This is a genomic window from Bacillus sp. ILBB4, assembly GCF_035064545.1.
Classification (GTDB): Bacteria; Bacillota; Bacilli; order Bacillales; family Bacillaceae_H; genus Priestia.
Window position 1 is genome coordinate 22,345 of the sequence record NZ_JAIQVD010000010.1, and the last position, 18,882, is coordinate 41,226.

Below are 18,882 nucleotides of genomic sequence, written 5' to 3' on the forward strand. Positions count from 1 at the left end.
CCAATTGAAAGCTAATAATTCAAACCTTGATATTACTGTAAACTCTAACCTTTCGATATATAATAATTAACAAGGAGGTTGGGAACATGAAATCAATTCAAGTTACACAATTCGGTGGGCCTGAAAAATTAGTATTTACAGATGTTAAGGATGTAGTAGCAGAAAATGGAGAGGTATGTGTTCGTTTGTATGCGGCGGGCGTCAATCCGAGTGATACTTACACATTATCAGGTACATATGCGTTTAGTATACCTCAGTTGCCTTATACTCCAGGTTTAGACGGTGCAGGGATTGTAGAGGCGATTGGAGAAGAAGTTACAAATGTTCGTGTGGGTGATCGTGTATTTATTGCGTCCTTAATGGGAAGTCAAAGTACAGGCACCTTTGCCCAAAAAGTAGTATGTGATGCAACTTTGGTTCATCCATTACCATCCCATGTATCTTTTGAACAAGGTGCGGCATTAGGAGTACCTGCATTAACCGCCTATCGCGCGCTATTTCAACGTGCCTATCTGAAGCCTGGTCAAACCGTGTTTATTCATGGAGCCAGTGGTGGGGTTGGATTACAGGTTGTGCAAATGGCGAAATCTCACGGTGCTAAAGTGATTGGAACAGCAAGCAAGTCAGAGGGTAAAAAGATGGTTCGGCAAGCCGGTGCAGATTACGTCATTGATCATGTGACAGAAGCAACGGTTGAAGATGTTCTTGCCTTAATGGATGGCGATGGACCTGATGTAATTATTGAGTTTTTAGCAAATAAGAACTTAGAAACAGATTTGAAGCTGATTGCACCCTTCGGTAAAATCGTAATTGTTGGAAACCGTGGTTCAATAGACATAAACCCACGTCTTGCCATGCAAAAGGAATGTGATATTTTAGCAACAGCTCTGTGGAATGCACCAAAGGACGAGTATGAACAAAGTATTCATGGTGTAATTGGCATGCTAACAAGTGGTGCACTTCGTCCAATTATCGGTACAACTTTGCCACTCGAGCAAGTATCGCAGGGCTTTGAACAGCTAGAAGAAGGCATAGGAAATGGTAAACTTGTTTTGATAATTGACTAGTTAATCGACATAATTTTAAGGCATTGACTTAAATTAAAGGCTGTATTAGTCAATTAAGTAAATACTAGCAGGACCTTACAGGGGCCTTTTCCTTGCCAATAGGATTATAATGTAAACATATAAAATATCAAAGGGGAAGTCAAAATGACACGTTCTTATTTTATTGTAAATGGATCATGGCAAGGAGACCGTGAGGGTAATGGGCTTATTCGTTTACCAGGAGGATCGAACCTTGAAGTATCGGTCCCGAAGGAACTTGATGGACCTGGCATCGGCACTAATCCCGAGGAACTTCTTATTTCCTCAGCGAACAATTGTTACATGATTACACTTGCAGCTATGCTTAGTAACAGAAAAATAGAAGTGGAAAAACTTGAGGTTTCATCCGAGGGCATTGTTGAAAAGGTGGACAGGAAGCTGCAGTTTAAAAAAATAATCCACAAGCCGGTAATTTCTATTAGAGCCGGTTTAGGTGTTACTGTGGAAAAATTAGAAGAAATCGCTGTCCGGGCAGAAAAGGCATGCTTCATCAGTAATACCTTAAGAAATAGTATTGAGACCTCGGTACAGCCGAAAGTAATAGTATTATAATAGTTTCGTATAATGTCATGGAAACATGATGTCAGGCACTGCCAAAAGACAATTTACTCAGATACATTTTTTCTCAATGTATTGATGAAGAATTTACGTTTTTTGTTGGTTTGGATAAAAGACAGTTCATATCCCTATTCCACGATAGGGCGCTTTAATTGAATAAGACAAATAAAAAGTCGATTCTCTTAATATAAAGAAAATCGGCTTTTGGAGCTGGAGTATTTCCTTAGCGTACAAAATTCGCTTTTTGAGAGCGCTAACCCTAATAAAAAAGAGAGCTACCCCATTATTATTTTTCCAAAGAGTGGGATAGAATGCATAAAGAATGGATGTCTAGAAAGATCATTGCTATAGTACTTATGAAAGAAGTAGGAATGAAAAAGACGACATTTTATAATAAGGTAAAAGCTTACAAGGCAAGGAATTAATCTCCTTTTGTATCTGTATGGCGTTAGACATTCTAGCAAAATAGGTGATGCTTGCTATTTGTAGTTATTCCAATGCAAGCAATAGGTTACTTGTCTTTTTTCTAAACTGAATATCTCCACACTAAGCCCATTCATAGAAAAACTTCTAGACGTCGCTTAAGAAAGTAGTAATTCACTTAAGTTCACACATATAGCTCTGGTAAAAACACTTTAATCCAAAAAAGCATCCTGAAAGGATGCTTAGAAGTTAGCCTGTAAAGTTTCAATTTTCTTCTTAATTTTTTGGCTTTCTTCCTCTAATTCGATGATTCTATCTTGAAGTTCTTTATTGTCCCAGTTGTTTTCCAACTCTTCAGATAATTCCATTCGCTTTTTATGGATTTCAATTCGTTGTTTAGCCATTTCTTCTACTTCTTTATTTAATTGGAATTGTTCGTATGGATTCATACGTATTCCTCCTTTATTTTTAATTTCAACATAAACAGGAAATCCCTTTAAAATAAAGTCCAGTGAGTGTTTCCCACAAACATATTGACGGCCCCGAACGCACTAGCAATAAAGCTAAAATTCCATACAGTTCGCATCCAGATTACCAAAGAACTGTATGTCTTTCTGAAGACTACTTCACGCATAAAGATGAGATAAAGTACTGTAAGTCCATATACGCCAAATGCTACCCATTGAAAAGTTTCTTGAATTTGAGGGGCTACTAAGACAACTGCTACTAAAGCTACGGTGAAAATAAGATTCACAACCATAAAAAAGCTTACAAAACGCATCCACTTGAACCCTTTCTCATACAGTTTACCTGCATCATGATTTTCTTTTTTAAATTCTTCCATCGTTCATTGCCCCTAGTATTTAGTTTTTTCTATTATAGCACGGGATAATTTCACTTATAGATTGCTAGTATTAGTATATTCAAGCTTGGGAAATTAGCTACAATTATTTTAAAGTTTTTACATTAGAACCCCATATCGTATTCAACTAAAAGCAGTCAATTATCTCCCATAAATAAAAGAGCAGTTTGCATTTGTGAACTGCTCTTTTAATGACTACTTAGACTGGATAATTGCTTCTTTAACATACACTTTGTAGTCAATAATTGCATCCTCCATTATGGGCAGTTCACCTTCGGAATTGATATATCCAACTAATGGTTTGGTACTTGCCTCAAAATAAGGAAGCTTTTCATTAAGAAAAAGCTTAATAGTGTCTTCATCTAGTGATAACATGTCAACGATGACGCCAGTACTTATTTCTTCTAAAGACAGTTCCTTTGCTGGAATGATATTTATAGTGCCCACACATACTAAGTCCACTACTTTAAAGTCTTTATCTAATAGCTCTTTCACTATATCTTTAGGCATCTAAAACCCTCCTTAATACTTGCTAATTTTCGACATAAAAAGAGGGATTCCTTTAGAATAATTCCCAGAGAGTATTGCACATGAATATCTCCTATAGATCGATTAATAACTAATTATCTCTTTACAATAAAGAATATTATTATTTACTTAAGATATTTTACGCTCTCAAAATCTACGTATATTTCAAAAAGTGCATAAAAAATAACATAATCACTTTTTATGATAAATGTACACATATTGTAAAGTGGAAGGGTAAATATATGAATAAAAAATAGGATAAGCGACCTTACTGTTCGAATTAGGATAGATAAGTCGCTTTTTATTGTTCCCATATAAAGTCTTCCTGTTAGTGGGTTAATTATATTACAGAGGGTATTCTATGAGATACTTCGAAGCTGTTTAGTTAATCGTAAGAGGGTTTCTTTATCTTTATTCTTTGAAGCATGTTCCATTTGCACCAAGATTTCTGTTTTTTGAACGTCACGTAGATTTTTCATTGATAAAAGTTGATTAAATGTAGAATTCATGTCTTTTATCTCTCCTATCTTTGTGCAACCGTTTTTCTTTGTATTCCACACCCATCATTCTTTTCCCTTTAAAAGTTTTCCATATTTAATAAAAAAACTCAGTCAAAAAGACTGAGTTTCTGCTTATTATATGTTATTTACACCACTTTCTACCATAGCATGTTCCCAGCTAGGGAAAAAATAAAGTGCATTTTTCATTAGTTTTGGATGCGTTTGCTTTACTTTTTTCTTTTTTAGAGATTGTCCATTTGTTCCTAAGTACTGGATTTGGGCTTTGACTTCTTCGACCGTCATATCGGCTTGCATAAGATCACTCCCTTTATCAAGTTGACCCTATTATTCCCTTTTTTTAAATAGGTAAAACATATACTTCTAGAATTAGCTTATATTTATTTATATTTAATACAAATTATGAAGAACAACTACAACAAAGACTGCCCATTATGTATAAGCCTTCTACCAAGGATTCTTTCTCCCGAGTATGTAGCTTTTTATACATATGCTTGTCTCAGAAAATAGTCTTTATGAAGAAAAAATATATGTTATTATTTAACTCCAGTTATAGATTCCTTTAAAAAGTTACCATTTCAAATGCTTTTAGAATAATGTTGTTTTTTCTTATTTAACTACTAAAGAAACTTCCACTCTTTCTTTTTCTCTTATAATGATGATGTCCATAACTTCCGTGATGATCACGGCCTTTTCTATAATCATCACTACTGCTATAACTCTTAAAAGGTTTTGATTTTCCTCTCTTATAATCACTACTACTGTAATGCTTATGTTTATTATTCATTAGTGAATCAAACAGTTTCTTGAACATAATTTAACAACTCCTCATAATTGATTTAAATCTATAAAAAACAAAAAGCGCTTTTATCTTTTTAGTAGATAAAAGCGCTTGATGTATAAACACAGACTTCACCTAACTAAAAATGTAGGCAAAGGTCTTGCTAACAATTAAGATTGCCAACAAAGCCGGAAACGAAATGTTTCGTAGTGACGACTATTGTTGTACAGCTACTCCCCTTTGGAGTATTAAGTTTGTTCAATGGTAACGTAAATCTATTCTACAAGTCAATTAATAACTAATGGTGTTTAAAAAGGTACATCCTTTTAGACAAATGTATGTCGAAATATAGGTTAAATAATAATTGTCTTTCTGTAATTTAGAAAAGTAATACCTAAGTACTTTATAGCTTTATAAATAGAAGTTTATATTTATTTGTCCATGTGTAAATATGATATATTATATACATACCTATAATACGGCACACTATAACTAATCTAGGTAATGACAAATAAAAGCACTACTAATCCATAAATATAAATATCATCAAAGGCGTTAGTACACATTACTAACGTCCTTTTTACTGTCTTCTTCACTTTAAAATTTCTGCACGCACTGGAGGGAGATAACATTGAGTAAAAATCAAAAGATATGGACCAAGGATGAAGATTTATTCCTAAAAAAACAATATGGACAGATGACGTTTCAAAGAATTGGTGAACACTTAAATCGTAGCTAAACAACCAGTCACCAGTACAATACCGGCAGCTGGCTGTTTAAAAGGTGCTTTGATTCCTGTCTCACAAACAGGGTGCAGTCCCGTGCAGTCCCAGGACTCTGACAAGGGTTCTTTTTCCGGAGTATGCAGCTTTTTATACATCCTTGATTTATCAAGGTTTCCTCTCGGGCTGAGTGACAAATAGATGAATAAAAAGCGCACCTTTTATTCATATGCTCGTACAGAAAAATATAGTCCATAAGGTAAAAAATGTGTTATTATATGTCTGCACATGCATTTTATAGTAAAAAGCCACCTGTCCTGCAAATACTGGGTGGCTTTTTATTTATGTTGACAATATGTATTTGTAATAAATCCTAATTTATTGGGACGGGGATTTAGTCAATGGTACTATAAGTCATCCGAAGTTGAAGGTGGAATAAGAGAGATTAAGGCTTGCGCAGAATTAATGAATGAATACCCTTTATAAATAATAATTTATGTTTTTTTTTCAATGAAAAAGCACTTTAATTAAGTAATGAAAGAGGCTGAATCTCTCTATTTAATACAGAGGGATTTGGCTTTTTTTGATGGGAATTTCTTAACGTTGTAAACCTATATTTCCTTACGTAATTCCAGTAACAGAGAGAAATAAAGCTCTTTTGAAGTTAGCGAGTATTGCCATACATCATGTCACCCACTTATGAAGTCTCTTGAAAAATCATTTTTACATATTCTAGGCACCTTTAAACCCTTTTCTTACCGTTAGGTACAAAAAATGGTACTAGGGCAATTAAAATTGCCCTCTTCATAAATAAGAGAAATGATTTTATTATTGTCTTTGCAAATAGTCCTAATTCAAATCGATAATCATGAAAAAATTAGACGCGAATTTAATATTTAGGAAAGAAAGGGAGAATGTTAATATGAATAATACAATTGAATTACTTTCTAATCATACCTCTATTCGTTCTTTTACAGATCAACCTTTGACAGAGGAACAACGAGATGCAATCTTTAAGGCTGCTAATCAAACTTCATCTTTTAGTCTTCTACAGGCCGTTTCTATCATTAGGGTGTCAAATCCAGATCTTCGAAAACAAGTGATGAAACTCTCTGTCAATCAACCGTATATTGAAGAAGCAGCAGAATTTTGGATTTTTTGTGCAGATTTTAACCGAAATCATCAAATAGCTTCCACAGTAGACCTAGACTATATTGAATACCTTTTGATAGGTTCATTTGATGCTGGGCTCATGGCTCAAAATGCCTTAACGGCAGCTGAATCAATGGGACTCGGTGGTGTCTATATCGGTGGAGTAAGAGCTAATATTGCAGAATTAACCGAGGTATTAAATTTGCCAAAGTATGTGGTTCCTCTAGTAGGTCTATGCATAGGCCATCCTGCAGGAGAGAAACCTGGACTAAAACCACGTTTGCCTCAATCAATGGTCATGTTTAACAATCAGTATCAGTCACTGGATAAAGAAAAATTAGAAATGTATGACCAACAGATGCGTGAGTATTATCAGGATCGCCCTGTTAAAGCTCCTTTCACAGTAAAGAAAGTCAAGGGATGGAAAGATCATATTGAGGATCATCTTGAAAGAAGTAAACTGCCTTTTATGCTTGATTATTTAAACAAACAAGGGTTTGCTAAAAAATAAACTTTCGCAATTCATGTAAAACAAACTAGGTTTCGAAGTGTTAATTCCTTTTCAATGGTATCTGAATTAGAACTGGCTCACATTAAAGTAATGGATTCTTACACAAATAGAAGTAGTGTTCCTTAAAACAATACTTAAGCGAAAACAAAGAGCGTAAGCCCTATGAATGACAAAGGGTTTGCGCTCTTTGTTTTAACACTTTTTTATATAAGTTAGAACTCCTGCTTATTATTTTACTCAGGTTTCTCCCCGAATTTTTTGCCGAAGTTCTCCATCATATCAAGTATTGGGATAAATTCACGCCCTTTAGTTGTTAAGGAATATTCTACACGTGGAGGTACCTCCGGAAAAACCTCTCGTTTAATTAGGCCATCTGTTTCTAGTTCTCTTAACTGTTTTGTCAGAGAACCTTGCGAAATATCCCATAAAAAAGCTTTAATTTCACTATAACGGCGTTCTTTGGTTTTTAAAAACCAAAGGATAATATACTTCCAACGTCCTGAAAGTATATTTTGGGTATAGGCAATACCATATACTTCTCTTTGGTCTCTTATACACTCTTTGTCGAATCCATCCTTGCATATTCTTGACACCTTTTCACCTGCTTTCTACTGTTAGGTACAAAAAAATGTACTACGGCAATTTTTATTGCCTACTTTAAAAAAGTGAGAAATGATTTTATTCTAGTATATGTAACCAAAATACTCAATAAGCTTTTAATTTCTAATGAATATATGCTTAAGGTTTGATAGACATATAATTGTGCAACCTTAAGCAGAATAATTCTTTTATATACAAATTCTTGAGGAGGAATCATAATGAGATTTGGAATTATAGGTGCCGGATCAATTGGATCCATTATTTCTAAAAAATTAGTTAAGAATGACCATGATGTCAAAATTGCAGATGCAAGGGGAATGGAACATTTAGAAGGAAAAGAGCTTGCTGGAACGCCCGTGCGTGTAGAGGACGCAATTAAAAATATTGAAGTTCTTATCATATCTCTTCCTACAAAAGCGATACCAAGCATTCGGGACATTATCAATCAAGTTGAGGAGGAAGTAATCATTGTAGATACTTCAAATTATTATCCTTTTAGAGACGATGAAATTGAAGAAATTGAGAACGGAATGGTTGAAAGTGTTTGGGTTTCAAATCAATTAGGTAGACCGGTCATTAAAGCTTTCAACAACTTATTAGCCTATACTTTAGAAAATGAAGGCACATCCGAAGATTCTAGTGGACGAATTGCGATGGCAGTTGCTGGTGATGATCCAGAACAAAAACAAATAGTCATGGACATAGTACACGAGCTAGGCTTTGATACAGTAGATAGTGGTTCTTTAAATGATTCTTGGAGACAACAGCCAGGAACCCCTGCTTACTGCACAGAGCTAACAAAAGACGAACTCACACAAGCATTGAAAAAGGCCAACAAAGAAAAAGCACCATTACTTCGTGACAAAGTGATCGAAAAATTTGCGGAAGAAAAGGAAGTTAAATTCTCACATAAGGGTGTTGTGAGTCTAAACAGAGAAATATATAACTCATAAAACAAAAGGTGCACTCAGGTAGAGCGCACCTTTTTTGACTGTATTCCTTTAATATTTTGAAACATAATCAAATACCTCGGCCGTAAAAGTATACTTTTACGGACAAACATTATGGTTTATAAGAATCTCCAACAGATATATTCTCCATCTAATAAGGGAGATTTTTAAAATTTCTTCGCTGCTTTAAAGGATACAACAGTTGTTTCACTCCACTTTTTTCCTGATACCACTGGTTTAATAGTTCTTCATATTCTATATTTTGTATGTAAATTTATCCATCCTCGAGTAAGAATCTTGTAAACTCCTCTTAAATGATCATTATATATGTAAAAGTTTTATAGTTGGCATAGATTCGGATCAATAACTTTTTGTATCCAAGTTATTGACCCGAATCTAAATTGTAAAATTAGTCAACGCTAGTCTTAATTATAAAAATTTGATATATCTAAAATAGAATTCATAATTAATTTGGATATCAAATACTCAACTAAGAGCATCATTAATTATATAAAACGTATAACACTCATCCCCACTCGTTAGGAGAATGATTTAATATAAGACCTCTAATGAAGACAATACCGCAATAAGACCTGTACTCCAATGCTTGAAATCTTTTATCGTCATGTTCTGTAATACGTAAAATTAAAAGTCTTTTCGTGAGTAGTTGTATTAGTAATTTCCTCATACTACCTCTTATTTTCTTCAACACAAATCAAATAATACGTTTAGGAGGTGTTTTTATGCCAGAACACAGTTTCAACCAAACACATAATAATAACAATCATAGCAATAGCTATGATACAAACGGCGGAAGTATCCAACCAGTAGATGTACCCCCATCTGTTGGAAATAAAATTCCTGCTGAAAACGATGGACTAACTGGAAAAGTAAATGCAAACCTCGGATACCATCCAAAAAAATAGCACGAAAAAACCGCCCTACAAAAGTAAGGCGGTTCTCCGATAAGTTTTATCTTACAAAACTAAAACCATGTAGAATCTTTATATTTTGGAAATCATACCATTTAACAAAAAAAAGAGCAACCCTAAAGTTACTCTTTCTCTCAGCAAAAACTAAAACAAAATGTGTGCATTGGTGCTCAAGAAGTGTTCAATAAAGTCTAACTTCAAGGACAATGAACTTTAGTTATTTTTTATTAAAATATACTATTTCTAGAATAAAGCAGACTTATAAGAACGTACGTTTGACTTTTTTGAGGTAGCTATGATATATTTCTTGTCTACACACTATACATAGTAGAGAATGAGGTAAGTACATATGAAAAAAGCTGAATTAATTGATGCTGTTTCGTCAAAATCAGAATTAACAAAACAAGACACAAAAAAAGCCATTGATGGACTATTTGCAACGATTTCTGCCACACTGGCAAACGAAGAGAAAATTCAAATTGCTGGATTTGGTACATTTGAAGTACGTGAACGTGGAGAGCGTACAGGACGTAACCCACAAACAGGTGAACAAATTATCATTCCAGCTACAAAAGCTCCAGCCTTCAAGCCAGGTAAAGAATTTAAAGAAGCTGTAAAATAAAAAAAGACCTACATGAACTCTCCAGAACCTTGTTCTGGAGAGTTTGCATAGATTCAATCAAAAAAGATGAGACGAAGCCATCATACCATATGGAAACACTTATAAATTACGCTTTAATACCAAATTTAAATTCAATCTCATGCTTTAAAATCTCTACTCCTCGTGGGCTTAATACAATTCCTTTTGCATATTCTCTGTTTTGTGAAGTGACTTCTCCTGTAATTATACATTCATTTTGAACTTTGTATTTTTGAAGAATAATGTGATTGCCCTCAACAAATATTTCTATAGGATCTTTTTCTTTAATAGTAAGAACCTTCCGTAACTCCATTGGGATAACAACACGGCCTAACTCGTCTACCTTTCGCACAATACCCGTTGTTTTCATACTTTTCTCGACCTCCAAATATAAAATAAAGGATATGAAATCTAGATACCCTCTTTTATAGAGTTTAATTTTTGCTGCATCAACTGTTTATTCTCATAGATAAAGGAAGGGATTTTACTATCTCTTCTTTTTTTATAAAGTAATTTAGTACGACAATAAATAGTTGCACAAATTACTTAATACGGTCCCTTTACATTTCTTTTACTGTTTCTTTTAAATTGTTCTTTCACATACGTACACGTACGCTCATGATCATGGGAAAAGAAGTGATCCTTTTTATGGTATACTTTTACTCCACAAGATGGACAAGCAAAGAAGCCGATTGTTAGCTCTCCCGGCACCTCATGTGCATAAAACTCACCAGTTGCTGAAAACATTACTATATGGTCAGCTTTTTCGGTTTTGGCTCTCATTCCTATTCCTCCTTACCCATATTTTTCATATACTTCTATGATAAGGTCTATATGGTAATAACACAAAAAATAAGCAGCATCTCGTGTTTTGACACGAGATGCTGCTTATTCTTCAATTGCTTTTTAACTTGTACCCTTTAAATTTGTAGCCATATACGCTTGTAAGATCAACGAAACTTTTATAAGAATACGTAATGGCAACCGATGTACCCACTTGAACCTTATCATAAAGCTTTTCAATGTCTGCATTGTGCATTCTCATGCAACCTTGACTCACGTATTTTCCAATGCTGCTTGCATTGTTATTACCATGAATGCCGTATGTATCACCATACGTACCGTTTGCATTTAACCCTAACCAACGTTTCCCTAATGGATTGCGAGGATCGCCCTCAGGAATATGCCCTGTATAATAAGGACGGTTTTTGATTTTGTTCACGACTTTAAAAAAGCCAACTGGTGTTTTGTCCCATGTTTTCCCTGTTGCTACTGGATCAACAATTTCAATATAGCCATTGTGAAAATAGGCAAGCTTGTTGTAGTACTTGTTAATAATAATCAAATCTTGATTCGCTGGTTTACTTGCTGCTTCTGTTTTCACCTGATTTATTCCATATAATGCAACCATTAACAATGTAAGAATGGTCATTGATTTCATAAAAATGTTCTTCATAAAAACTCTCCTCTTTTTTATATTTTATAGGAAACGAAAAAAGCACCTTCCAATTAGAAAGATGCCTATCGTAACGATTAGTAAATAAATAACGAGGCCAACTTTGCTTTATAACAAATCGACCTCTTTTTATTTTTATTTTCTTTCCCTTAATAAACGGTTATTCTGAGAAATAATAACACTGCTGAAAACAATGGTTGCAACCATACCCAAAATCGAAAAGAATAGCAGCACCACAAAATTATTATTTGAACGCATAGTAAACCTCCGATTATTTGTGAATTATCCATATTATTTGAAATCCACCTATTTTTATTCTCTATTAGGCACTATTTCAGCTTTATTCGTTACAAAGAAACGCTCTCTGATGAAATTAACTTTTATTTTGCGTATAACCATTCGATGCAATTTCAGCGTCTTAAAATATGCATAAAAAAGAACCCCACTCAATCAGCTAGAAGGAAGATTGAAGTAGGGTAAGTATGGTTGAATCCCTTTGCAGAGAGAACCATACCATTACACTGTTATTATGTGATGACTCTAATGAGCTATACATAAAAAATATCCCTTCATCAATTATTTACGAACCGTGTATGAACTCATAACGTCGGCTCCTTTTTAGAGCAAGAAAAAGCAGACCTTACTATACAGAAGGTCTACTCTTACTTACTTCCTTATTAATTTTTTCCGTATGACGACAAGAAGGAAAAGAGGAACAGCCAAAAAAGCGAGTGCCATTCCCATCTCGTACGACTAGATCTTGCCCACACTTTGGACATTTACGAGGTTCTGGTGTGATATTTTCAAAGATTTCCCGTGCCTTAAAAACGGGATTTATCTCATTAATAAATTTTTGAAGGTCCGCCCGATCCACTAAGGTCACATCACATGCAGCTGCAAGCTCTTTCGCTTGTTTCGTAAAATAACTATTGGTCACAACCCACGCCTGATTCGCTTTATAATACGCTTTTGCCCCATACACTTCTTGTACAGCTGAAATACTGACCCGATTTTTAATTCCATATCGTTTAGCTTGAATGACAATTTTTTCTTTGCCTTTCATCACTAAATCAGCCCCAAAGTCACCAGACTTTTTGGTTACTTGAGGTTTATATCCCAACTGTTGGAAAAGGGCCTGTAAATAAATTTCAAACTGATAACCATCCATTTTATCAATATAGGGCATACCCGATTGGGCTAACTCTTTCATATACCTCCGTTCACGAAGGACACGGTAAGTAAATTGAGAAAGTTTCACTAAAATCATGATAAGAAAGAGGTAAAATACACCTTGAAACACGTTATCCATTCATTGAAAGCTCCTGTTCAGTTTGTTTATTCCGGAGACGTGATGCCACAGGTTGAATGCTTTTTCCATTCTTCTTTAACTCGTCGTTCCAATCTTTCGCTCCCTTTGGAATATCTGCTCTTATTAAATCAGCATTAACGATTTGGTGCATTTTGTCAATAAATTCTTTTCCTGCTTGGTCATTATCGACAGCTATCACCATTTCTTTAATGCTCAAGCTTTCTCTTCGAGCTTCGATATAAGATTGAGCAACGGTTTTAGGCTTTAATCCATTCATACTAATGAGTCGTGTGTTTTGTAAGCTATTCTCCTGAATACTCCAATAAGAAAGCAAATCAATTGGACTTTCAAAAAAGTGAATCTTATTTGGGCAACCAACGTCAACTGAAAAGCCTGTATGTGGGTTATCGTTCGGTAAGACTTGTTTAAAAGAACCTCGCTTATTCTTTATAGGAGCTGTGCCTTGCCGATCCGCCCCAATTACCTTTCCTTTACCTCCATGTTCACGCCATTTAAACACCACATTGTTCCGTTTGTCCTGGGCGATTAAATCTTTTTGAAGAAGCCAGTCAACTAACCGAGAATCTATTTTACGTTCTTTTATGAGATAATTCTTTATTTTGCTTTGATCCTTTACTTCTAACTCTTTTGGATAGCGAAAAGGCTCTTTTGATGGTGAAACCGACGGTTGTCCATGCAACTGAGAAAGCTCTTTATAATTGCCTTTGTTGATATCTAATACGGCTTGTGGAAACGACATCCCATAATACATTCGAGCGAAACTGATCGCTCCGTACCCTGTTTCATTCCTACTGTTCCAAGCGTACATATTTCCTTTGATAAGTAAGCTATCATGTTCCGTATGACGATAGTACTTTCCTTCTTTTACAAAGGTTTCGCCTTTGGCTTCCAGATACGACAACAAATCAACATCTCGTGCTTTCATGATTTCCTCCTCATTGACGTGTTTTCGTTCTCCCACCTAATCCCTCCTTCTCTTTCACCCTATGAAAAAAGAGGACTAAATATAATATTTAGTCCTCTTACCTTTTTCAAACTTTTGCCATTTTTAACGTTCTATTTCTTGTTGGTCTTTCTGTTTTTTTGAAGAAAGTGCTCCATTATTCCGTGCAAAAAACTTCGCAAATCCATTTTGTGGTTTCCCTTTTTTTTTCTGCTTGTCATGATCTTTTTTCTCCGTATCTAACGCTTTTTCAAGCTTCATTAATTTCTCACGTTGAGAATCAGTCAAATTCAGCTCTTTTAATTCCTGTAGCATCTCTTTTTTCAATTTGTACACCTTATCAAAGGAATGCTTTTGTTCAAACTCCTTCATTTTGGCCACACGCTGTTCTTTCTCTTGAGGTGTTTCTTGCTTGAGTTGCTTTTCGATAGGAGCTTTTTCTGCTTTAGCTTCCTCTTTCACTTCTTTAGAAGAATCTTTTTCATCTGATATGCCTAATTGGGCTAGTAAGCTTTGTTTAAACAGCTGCTTATACTGTGTTTCTTCACTAGGCTGCTGTATAACTTCTAGTACTTCTTGTTTGTAATCTTCTTGATATTGCTCCTTTTCTTGTGTCTGTTTACGTGCTTGAAACTGATGAGAAAGTTCATTTTCCATTCCTTTCAATTGGTCAGGGGTGAACTGTTTTTCCTTTAAAGAACTTGATTTCAACATCACATAATCGTTTTCTGCATTTACACGTGCTAACATGCTATCAATATCTTGAGGCTTCTCTTTGTCATGAGCCTCTAAAAACGTAATATAGCTTGTTTTGAGTTGTGTTCCTCGATCTTTCTCTAAAACAGGATTCACGTCATGACTCTTTAAAAAATCAAGTGTCGCTTCACTTTTATAGGCTTGTTTTTGTCCTTTTTCATCCGTAGAAACAAGTAAAACCTGCGGTTTTTCCTCTCCTAGAGCTGATTGTGTTAAGTAAACAGCACCAGAAGGTATGTCTTGCAGTTCACCACTGATATTGGCCCAACCTGCATCGATTTTTTCATTTTGAGGGTATTTCATAAATTTCTTGAGCTCCCGTTTATCAGCGATAAACGTATTGAATTGGTCATTTGAAAGAGATGTCACTTTTTTCATCATTTTTCCTCCAGGTAATTAGTATTTAGATAATAAATAAAGTACAAGTTGCATGAAAAAAAGCAGAGGAATGAACAACCTCTGCTTTTTTCATTTAATTTTATTAAGTTACATCTAGATGTTAGATAAAGCTTGTTAATTTCGAAAGAGGAACCTTTAACTAACCCTCTTATTCCTTACTTGAAGCAACTGATCCAACTTCCTTGTCAGGTAGGCCAATTATATCTGTATGTTTAGGTACATGACCCAATAAACGTAACATGGCTACAATTTGCCCCTTATGGTGAAATTCATGTGTAATTGTATGCATGAGCAATTGTCGAGGTGTCTTTCTTATACTACCAACCTCCGGTCTCCAAACAAGTTCTCTCTCAATAATGTCATCGAAGTTATCACTAAATTGTTCGAATACAGCATCTACATATGCATCTGCTTGATCAAAATAAAGTTGAATATCACTTATCTGCATATTATTAATTACTTCTTTTATTAAAAGAGGCGATTTTGTTTGTAAAAGTACAAAAGCGCCGAGCCAAGCATGGTAGCAACCTGCAATATGAATCAAAGAATCTCTTACACTCTGAGAGCCAAACCCTAGTTCTTTCGTAAAATCATTTTCATCTAACTCTTTACATTGCGCTAATAAGATTTGACGTGTTTGTTTTACCCATTCATACTCTTGTTTTTCCATACTCTCTACTCCTTTATTTGAATATTCCAACTTATATTACCATGTTCATTTTACAGCAAATAAGAAAAGCCAACATTAATAAAATTTGATGTAGACCTCCCTTCATCTAATGGATAATCGACCAATAAAAAGGAGAGCTTTATTTATGCTCTCTCTCACCGTTCTAACTCTTGACTTCTTTTTTTTTAGATTAGTAAATAACTAAATAAGGGTTTAATTATTTTGAACGAAATTTATCTCTACCAAATTTTAAATCCAGACATCATTTTCTGCTGTTTGCTCAATTCTCTTTTCTCCCGTATTAACAACACCCTTAGGTTCTACGAGCATAATTTTACACTCTGATTCTGCATAAGGTTTATGTTCAACATTTCTTGGAATGACAAACATTTCACCCTGATTTAACTTCACTTCACCATCGCGAAATTCAATTGTTAAGTTACCTTCAATCACCATAAAGACCTCATCTGTATCTTCATGCTTATGCCAAACAAAGTCCCCCTGTACCTTAACTAGTTTAAACTGATAATCATTCATTTCAGCAATAACTTTTGGAGACCATAGCTCTGTGAATTTAGCTAATTTTTCTTGTAAATTAATCGGAGTATATTCCATTCTTTTCTCTTCCCCTTTTTTATCAATCTATTAAATACATAACTAACAGAAAACCATCGTTTGGGTTAATGATAACCAAAAGGAGTAAATTTTTACAAATATTTTATAAATCTTGTATCTTTTATAGATATTGAACCCTTACTTCAAATCCTTATTTTTTTGATAAGGAATCATTTTTAGTTCTTCTAGTTCTTGTTCATACCAAGGTTCCTCTAAATCCACAAAAAGCTTCTGTGTTTTGATGTTCATTGGCACCAACATATTCTCTTGATGCACGACATATTGATGAAACTCCTTCGCTTCTTCTGGACTTAAATTCACCTCTACCTCTTTGTCTTGATACTGTACAATAGCATGATCCTCTCCTACAGCTTTAATCGAAGCTAACACTAAATCCTTGTTAAAAAACATATTTCGTTCCTCCTCTACATTTTTCAAACTATCTTTATATACATCCATCAATGAGATGGTTGTTTCCCTTTGGACTCTTCCCAATCAATTCGTTTTTGACGTTGATTTGCAATACGCTTCTCAACAGCTTCCTTCGCAACCTTTGTGCTGTCTAACTCTTGTAAATCGGTTGTCATTAATCCATCAAAACCGTGATGGAAGAAAAGACCGTTCATATATTCAATTAAAATTTGTGTGTTTTTATCGGCACTATTTGCCCCAAGACGAATCTTTGTTAACTCATCTTTTAAAACCCGATGTAAGTTATTGCTGACCACTTCCGAAATATATTGCAATGACCATTCATTACTTTTAGTTTTTTTATGCTCCATACAGATCTGAGCAATCGCCTCACCCGTGAATCCTATATTGTTTTCTTCCATATATGTTTGAATATATTGTTTTGTTTCCTCATCCAGTGATAATTTCATACGTTGTTTATTCATTTAATAACTCCTCTCTTCCTGACGATGATGTTCAATTTCTTTTTGTAATCGTTCATAATGTTGTTGGTTTTTCCAACTTTCATATTCTGATTTAAACGCTCGCTCCATCTTTTTTAATGCAAAATGCATAGAGACCTTTTGGTTAAAACTTGCAGGACGTTTTGATTGTTTCTTACTTTCTATCATTCTTTTAATCTGTTGCTGCTGCTTATCATAATCTTTCATTTCTTTTAAGAAAGCATTGCCCATTCGCTTATAAAGATCATCAATTTTCGTTTGCTTATAGTTCTTATATCGTTTCTCCTCAACTTTTCCTTCTCCATAGGCTTTCTTTAATTCCTCTACTTCCTTATCTAATTTTCCAAGTAATTGTTGATACTCATGACGATGATACTTTTCAATATACTTTTGACTCAACACATCAATAAATGGCTTCATTGGTTTTAATGTTCGGTAACTATATTGCCACTGCCTTTTATCTTCTGGAAGATGATTATAAATTTGGAGAAACAATGGTTGAATGTCACGATTCTTCCACCTTAATGAAGAATCCTGCTTCTTTTTTCCGACCATATCCTTTCGAATTAACTCATTTATTTTCTGGTGCTGCTCACCTCGATTTAAAATTTGATTCACGACTGTTGACTTCATCGCATCCAACGTTTTAGGCTTTCTTTTGCCTCGTTCACGAGTAGGTTGTGGTTCTACTGTCGCAATATGAATATGAATGTTTCCCGTATTGTAGTGAATGGCAGCTGACCAAATAGCCGACTCATTTAACCTTTCCCTTTTAAGCATTTCCTTCATAGACTGACGGGTAATATCCATTAATTTTTTCTCATCAACTGTATGAGTATCAGCATCGTATAAACCATTTTCTTGGAGCCAAGGATTATGAAATGTGATGACATCTTGCCACATAATACTGTTATTTTTCTGCGCTTTTTCAAACAACTTTTTTAATTGCTTTTTCTCCTCGTCATTCAATTGATTCGATTGTTGGGTAAACAAAGAAGATGTCTTATCAGGGTTATCCATATAATCTTGATAAAGAGTAAATAGTTTCTCGTGGGCTTCCTGTTCTTTTTTCGCATCATCACGATCTACATAATCAACATAATCTTGAAAAGCCTTTTTATCAGATGTAACAAATTTTGTTTTCAACACCACGCCTGGAATAACAGAAGGCGTACTCATTCCTCATCTTCCCCCGTCATATCTCGAATAAATCCATTGATTGTTTCAATTGCCACTGCACATTTTTCCATCATCTTTATATTTTTATAGATGATATTTTCGAGTTCTGCTTCACGAACTTTTTGTTCTTGAAAAACAGCCAGCGTTTCAACCTGACCTTTTAAGAATTCTTGACGAGAAATCTTTTTTTCTTTTGCAATCTCATCTATTTTTTTTACGGCAGTTGGATCAATATCTCGTAAAAGAATATCCATAACATTCGTTCCTTTCCTGTAAATTGTGGTTCCCCACTACAAAAGAGAGAAGAGCATAAGGGGTTTTTGCTATCACAGGGTGT

General features: G+C 34.6%; 25 protein-coding genes. 6 read left to right on the top strand and 19 right to left on the bottom strand.

Translation table 11 applies throughout. The annotated features are described in order from the left end of the window. The first annotated feature begins 86 nt into the window (after positions 1 to 86). Entirely contained in the window at positions 87 to 1,067 is a 981-nt protein-coding gene (locus LAV82_RS26210) for an NADPH:quinone reductase (RefSeq protein ID WP_211079376.1), read from the top strand. A 144-nt stretch (positions 1,068 to 1,211) separates the two neighbouring features. Continuing rightward, positions 1,212 to 1,658: an OsmC family protein gene (locus LAV82_RS26215; protein WP_499717266.1), complete on the top strand. Its 447-nt coding sequence runs from the start codon at positions 1,212 to 1,214 to the stop codon at positions 1,656 to 1,658. 671 nt (positions 1,659 to 2,329) lie between these two features. Here LAV82_RS26215 and LAV82_RS26220 read toward each other — a convergent pair. The 6 genes from LAV82_RS26220 to LAV82_RS26245 form a co-directional block, all read right to left on the bottom strand. Next, positions 2,330 to 2,536, bottom strand: a complete 207-nt coding sequence (locus tag LAV82_RS26220) for a hypothetical protein (RefSeq protein WP_211079378.1) — start codon at positions 2,534 to 2,536, stop codon at positions 2,330 to 2,332. A gap of 47 nt (positions 2,537 to 2,583) precedes the next feature. Then, positions 2,584 to 2,931, bottom strand: a complete 348-nt coding sequence (locus LAV82_RS26225) for a hypothetical protein (RefSeq protein ID WP_211079379.1) — start codon at positions 2,929 to 2,931, stop codon at positions 2,584 to 2,586. A 213-nt stretch (positions 2,932 to 3,144) separates the two neighbouring features. Next, complete coding sequence (locus tag LAV82_RS26230) at positions 3,145 to 3,459, bottom strand: hypothetical protein (RefSeq protein ID WP_499717267.1); 315 nt, start codon at positions 3,457 to 3,459, stop codon at positions 3,145 to 3,147. Positions 3,460 to 3,836: 377 nt separating this feature from the next. Next, entirely contained in the window at positions 3,837 to 3,986 is a 150-nt protein-coding gene (locus LAV82_RS26235; protein WP_211079381.1) for a phosphoesterase, read from the bottom strand. Between the two features lie 126 nt (positions 3,987 to 4,112). Beyond that, entirely contained in the window at positions 4,113 to 4,292 is a 180-nt protein-coding gene (locus tag LAV82_RS26240) for a hypothetical protein (RefSeq protein WP_211079382.1), read from the bottom strand. Between the two features lie 316 nt (positions 4,293 to 4,608). Next, a complete protein-coding gene (locus LAV82_RS26245) occupies positions 4,609 to 4,809 on the bottom strand; it encodes a hypothetical protein (protein ID WP_025751504.1) in 201 nt (66 codons plus the stop codon). Positions 4,810 to 6,420: 1,611 nt separating this feature from the next. Here LAV82_RS26245 and nfsA point away from each other — a divergent pair. Then, a complete protein-coding gene (gene nfsA, locus LAV82_RS26250) occupies positions 6,421 to 7,161 on the top strand; it encodes an oxygen-insensitive NADPH nitroreductase (protein WP_211079383.1) in 741 nt (246 codons plus the stop codon). 233 nt (positions 7,162 to 7,394) lie between these two features. On the opposite strand, the gene LAV82_RS26255 is transcribed toward nfsA, so the two are convergent. Continuing rightward, positions 7,395 to 7,754 (bottom strand): winged helix-turn-helix transcriptional regulator, encoded by a 360-nt coding sequence (locus LAV82_RS26255; RefSeq protein ID WP_098792142.1) that lies wholly within the window; start codon positions 7,752 to 7,754, stop codon positions 7,395 to 7,397. Between the two features lie 225 nt (positions 7,755 to 7,979). Between LAV82_RS26255 and LAV82_RS26260 the strand changes: the two genes are divergently transcribed. From LAV82_RS26260 to LAV82_RS26270, 3 genes are all read left to right on the top strand, one after another. Then, positions 7,980 to 8,714 carry an NADPH-dependent F420 reductase gene (locus tag LAV82_RS26260; RefSeq protein WP_211079384.1) on the top strand — a complete coding sequence of 245 codons (735 nt, stop codon included), beginning with the start codon at positions 7,980 to 7,982 and terminating at the stop codon, positions 8,712 to 8,714. A gap of 740 nt (positions 8,715 to 9,454) precedes the next feature. Continuing rightward, on the top strand, positions 9,455 to 9,637 hold the full coding sequence (locus LAV82_RS26265) for a hypothetical protein (protein ID WP_211079385.1): 183 nt from the start codon (positions 9,455 to 9,457) through the stop codon (positions 9,635 to 9,637). A gap of 355 nt (positions 9,638 to 9,992) precedes the next feature. Then, positions 9,993 to 10,265: an HU family DNA-binding protein gene (locus LAV82_RS26270; protein ID WP_211079386.1), complete on the top strand. Its 273-nt coding sequence runs from the start codon at positions 9,993 to 9,995 to the stop codon at positions 10,263 to 10,265. Between the two features lie 106 nt (positions 10,266 to 10,371). On the opposite strand, the gene LAV82_RS26275 is transcribed toward LAV82_RS26270, so the two are convergent. From LAV82_RS26275 to LAV82_RS26330, 12 genes are all read right to left on the bottom strand, one after another. Continuing rightward, complete coding sequence (locus LAV82_RS26275) at positions 10,372 to 10,653, bottom strand: AbrB/MazE/SpoVT family DNA-binding domain-containing protein (RefSeq protein WP_211079387.1); 282 nt, start codon at positions 10,651 to 10,653, stop codon at positions 10,372 to 10,374. Between the two features lie 176 nt (positions 10,654 to 10,829). Further along, the gene (locus LAV82_RS26280) at positions 10,830 to 11,066 is read right to left on the bottom strand and encodes a hypothetical protein (protein ID WP_211079388.1); all 237 of its coding nucleotides are present in this window, start codon (positions 11,064 to 11,066) and stop codon (positions 10,830 to 10,832) included. Positions 11,067 to 11,178: 112 nt separating this feature from the next. Continuing rightward, positions 11,179 to 11,739 carry a L,D-transpeptidase gene (locus LAV82_RS26285; protein WP_499717269.1) on the bottom strand — a complete coding sequence of 187 codons (561 nt, stop codon included), beginning with the start codon at positions 11,737 to 11,739 and terminating at the stop codon, positions 11,179 to 11,181. Positions 11,740 to 12,382: 643 nt separating this feature from the next. Further along, positions 12,383 to 13,048: a restriction endonuclease gene (locus LAV82_RS26290; RefSeq protein ID WP_211079390.1), complete on the bottom strand. Its 666-nt coding sequence runs from the start codon at positions 13,046 to 13,048 to the stop codon at positions 12,383 to 12,385. Then, complete coding sequence (locus LAV82_RS26295) at positions 13,041 to 13,994, bottom strand: DUF3991 and TOPRIM domain-containing protein (protein ID WP_211079401.1); 954 nt, start codon at positions 13,992 to 13,994, stop codon at positions 13,041 to 13,043. Before LAV82_RS26295 ends, LAV82_RS26290 begins: the two co-directional genes overlap by 8 nt. Before the next feature lie 123 nt (positions 13,995 to 14,117). Beyond that, entirely contained in the window at positions 14,118 to 15,146 is a 1,029-nt protein-coding gene (locus LAV82_RS26300) for a hypothetical protein (RefSeq protein ID WP_499717270.1), read from the bottom strand. A 169-nt stretch (positions 15,147 to 15,315) separates the two neighbouring features. Further along, positions 15,316 to 15,837 (bottom strand): DinB family protein, encoded by a 522-nt coding sequence (locus tag LAV82_RS26305; protein ID WP_211079392.1) that lies wholly within the window; start codon positions 15,835 to 15,837, stop codon positions 15,316 to 15,318. Positions 15,838 to 16,086: 249 nt separating this feature from the next. Then, the gene (locus LAV82_RS26310) at positions 16,087 to 16,452 is read right to left on the bottom strand and encodes a cupin domain-containing protein (RefSeq protein ID WP_211079393.1); all 366 of its coding nucleotides are present in this window, start codon (positions 16,450 to 16,452) and stop codon (positions 16,087 to 16,089) included. A gap of 138 nt (positions 16,453 to 16,590) precedes the next feature. Next, positions 16,591 to 16,863: a hypothetical protein gene (locus LAV82_RS26315; protein ID WP_211079394.1), complete on the bottom strand. Its 273-nt coding sequence runs from the start codon at positions 16,861 to 16,863 to the stop codon at positions 16,591 to 16,593. Between the two features lie 47 nt (positions 16,864 to 16,910). Beyond that, the gene (locus LAV82_RS26320) at positions 16,911 to 17,348 is read right to left on the bottom strand and encodes a hypothetical protein (RefSeq protein ID WP_499717271.1); all 438 of its coding nucleotides are present in this window, start codon (positions 17,346 to 17,348) and stop codon (positions 16,911 to 16,913) included. Beyond that, on the bottom strand, positions 17,349 to 18,545 hold the full coding sequence (gene mobP2 / locus LAV82_RS26325) for a MobP2 family relaxase (protein ID WP_499717272.1): 1,197 nt from the start codon (positions 18,543 to 18,545) through the stop codon (positions 17,349 to 17,351). After that, positions 18,542 to 18,799: a hypothetical protein gene (locus tag LAV82_RS26330; protein WP_047933301.1), complete on the bottom strand. Its 258-nt coding sequence runs from the start codon at positions 18,797 to 18,799 to the stop codon at positions 18,542 to 18,544. Before LAV82_RS26330 ends, mobP2 begins: the two co-directional genes overlap by 4 nt. Between the last annotated feature and the right edge of the window lie 83 nt (positions 18,800 to 18,882).

Excerpts from the sequence above, each read along its gene's own strand:
- LAV82_RS26245 (WP_025751504.1), bottom strand. The coding sequence starts at position 4,809 with ATGTTCAAGAAACTGTTTGATTCACTAATGAATAATAAACATAAGCAT.
- LAV82_RS26260 (WP_211079384.1), top strand. The coding sequence starts at position 7,980 with ATGAGATTTGGAATTATAGGTGCCGGATCAATTGGATCCATTATTTCT.
- nfsA (WP_211079383.1), top strand. The coding sequence starts at position 6,421 with ATGAATAATACAATTGAATTACTTTCTAATCATACCTCTATTCGTTCT.
- LAV82_RS26330 (WP_047933301.1), bottom strand. The coding sequence starts at position 18,799 with ATGGATATTCTTTTACGAGATATTGATCCAACTGCCGTAAAAAAAATA.
- LAV82_RS26210 (WP_211079376.1), top strand. The coding sequence starts at position 87 with ATGAAATCAATTCAAGTTACACAATTCGGTGGGCCTGAAAAATTAGTA.
- LAV82_RS26290 (WP_211079390.1), bottom strand. The coding sequence starts at position 13,048 with ATGGATAACGTGTTTCAAGGTGTATTTTACCTCTTTCTTATCATGATT.
- LAV82_RS26275 (WP_211079387.1), bottom strand. The coding sequence starts at position 10,653 with ATGAAAACAACGGGTATTGTGCGAAAGGTAGACGAGTTAGGCCGTGTT.
- LAV82_RS26215 (WP_499717266.1), top strand. The coding sequence starts at position 1,212 with ATGACACGTTCTTATTTTATTGTAAATGGATCATGGCAAGGAGACCGT.
- LAV82_RS26225 (WP_211079379.1), bottom strand. The coding sequence starts at position 2,931 with ATGGAAGAATTTAAAAAAGAAAATCATGATGCAGGTAAACTGTATGAG.
- LAV82_RS26305 (WP_211079392.1), bottom strand. The coding sequence starts at position 15,837 with ATGGAAAAACAAGAGTATGAATGGGTAAAACAAACACGTCAAATCTTA.
- LAV82_RS26320 (WP_499717271.1), bottom strand. The coding sequence starts at position 17,348 with ATGAATAAACAACGTATGAAATTATCACTGGATGAGGAAACAAAACAA.
- LAV82_RS26295 (WP_211079401.1), bottom strand. The coding sequence starts at position 13,994 with ATGAAAGCACGAGATGTTGATTTGTTGTCGTATCTGGAAGCCAAAGGC.
- LAV82_RS26285 (WP_499717269.1), bottom strand. The coding sequence starts at position 11,739 with ATGAAGAACATTTTTATGAAATCAATGACCATTCTTACATTGTTAATG.
- LAV82_RS26280 (WP_211079388.1), bottom strand. The coding sequence starts at position 11,066 with ATGAGAGCCAAAACCGAAAAAGCTGACCATATAGTAATGTTTTCAGCA.
- LAV82_RS26230 (WP_499717267.1), bottom strand. The coding sequence starts at position 3,459 with ATGCCTAAAGATATAGTGAAAGAGCTATTAGATAAAGACTTTAAAGTA.
- LAV82_RS26235 (WP_211079381.1), bottom strand. The coding sequence starts at position 3,986 with ATGAATTCTACATTTAATCAACTTTTATCAATGAAAAATCTACGTGAC.
- LAV82_RS26300 (WP_499717270.1), bottom strand. The coding sequence starts at position 15,146 with ATGAAAAAAGTGACATCTCTTTCAAATGACCAATTCAATACGTTTATC.
- LAV82_RS26310 (WP_211079393.1), bottom strand. The coding sequence starts at position 16,452 with ATGGAATATACTCCGATTAATTTACAAGAAAAATTAGCTAAATTCACA.
- LAV82_RS26265 (WP_211079385.1), top strand. The coding sequence starts at position 9,455 with ATGCCAGAACACAGTTTCAACCAAACACATAATAATAACAATCATAGC.
- LAV82_RS26240 (WP_211079382.1), bottom strand. The coding sequence starts at position 4,292 with ATGCAAGCCGATATGACGGTCGAAGAAGTCAAAGCCCAAATCCAGTAC.
- LAV82_RS26220 (WP_211079378.1), bottom strand. The coding sequence starts at position 2,536 with ATGAATCCATACGAACAATTCCAATTAAATAAAGAAGTAGAAGAAATG.
- LAV82_RS26315 (WP_211079394.1), bottom strand. The coding sequence starts at position 16,863 with ATGTTTTTTAACAAGGATTTAGTGTTAGCTTCGATTAAAGCTGTAGGA.
- LAV82_RS26270 (WP_211079386.1), top strand. The coding sequence starts at position 9,993 with ATGAAAAAAGCTGAATTAATTGATGCTGTTTCGTCAAAATCAGAATTA.
- mobP2 (WP_499717272.1), bottom strand. The coding sequence starts at position 18,545 with ATGAGTACGCCTTCTGTTATTCCAGGCGTGGTGTTGAAAACAAAATTT.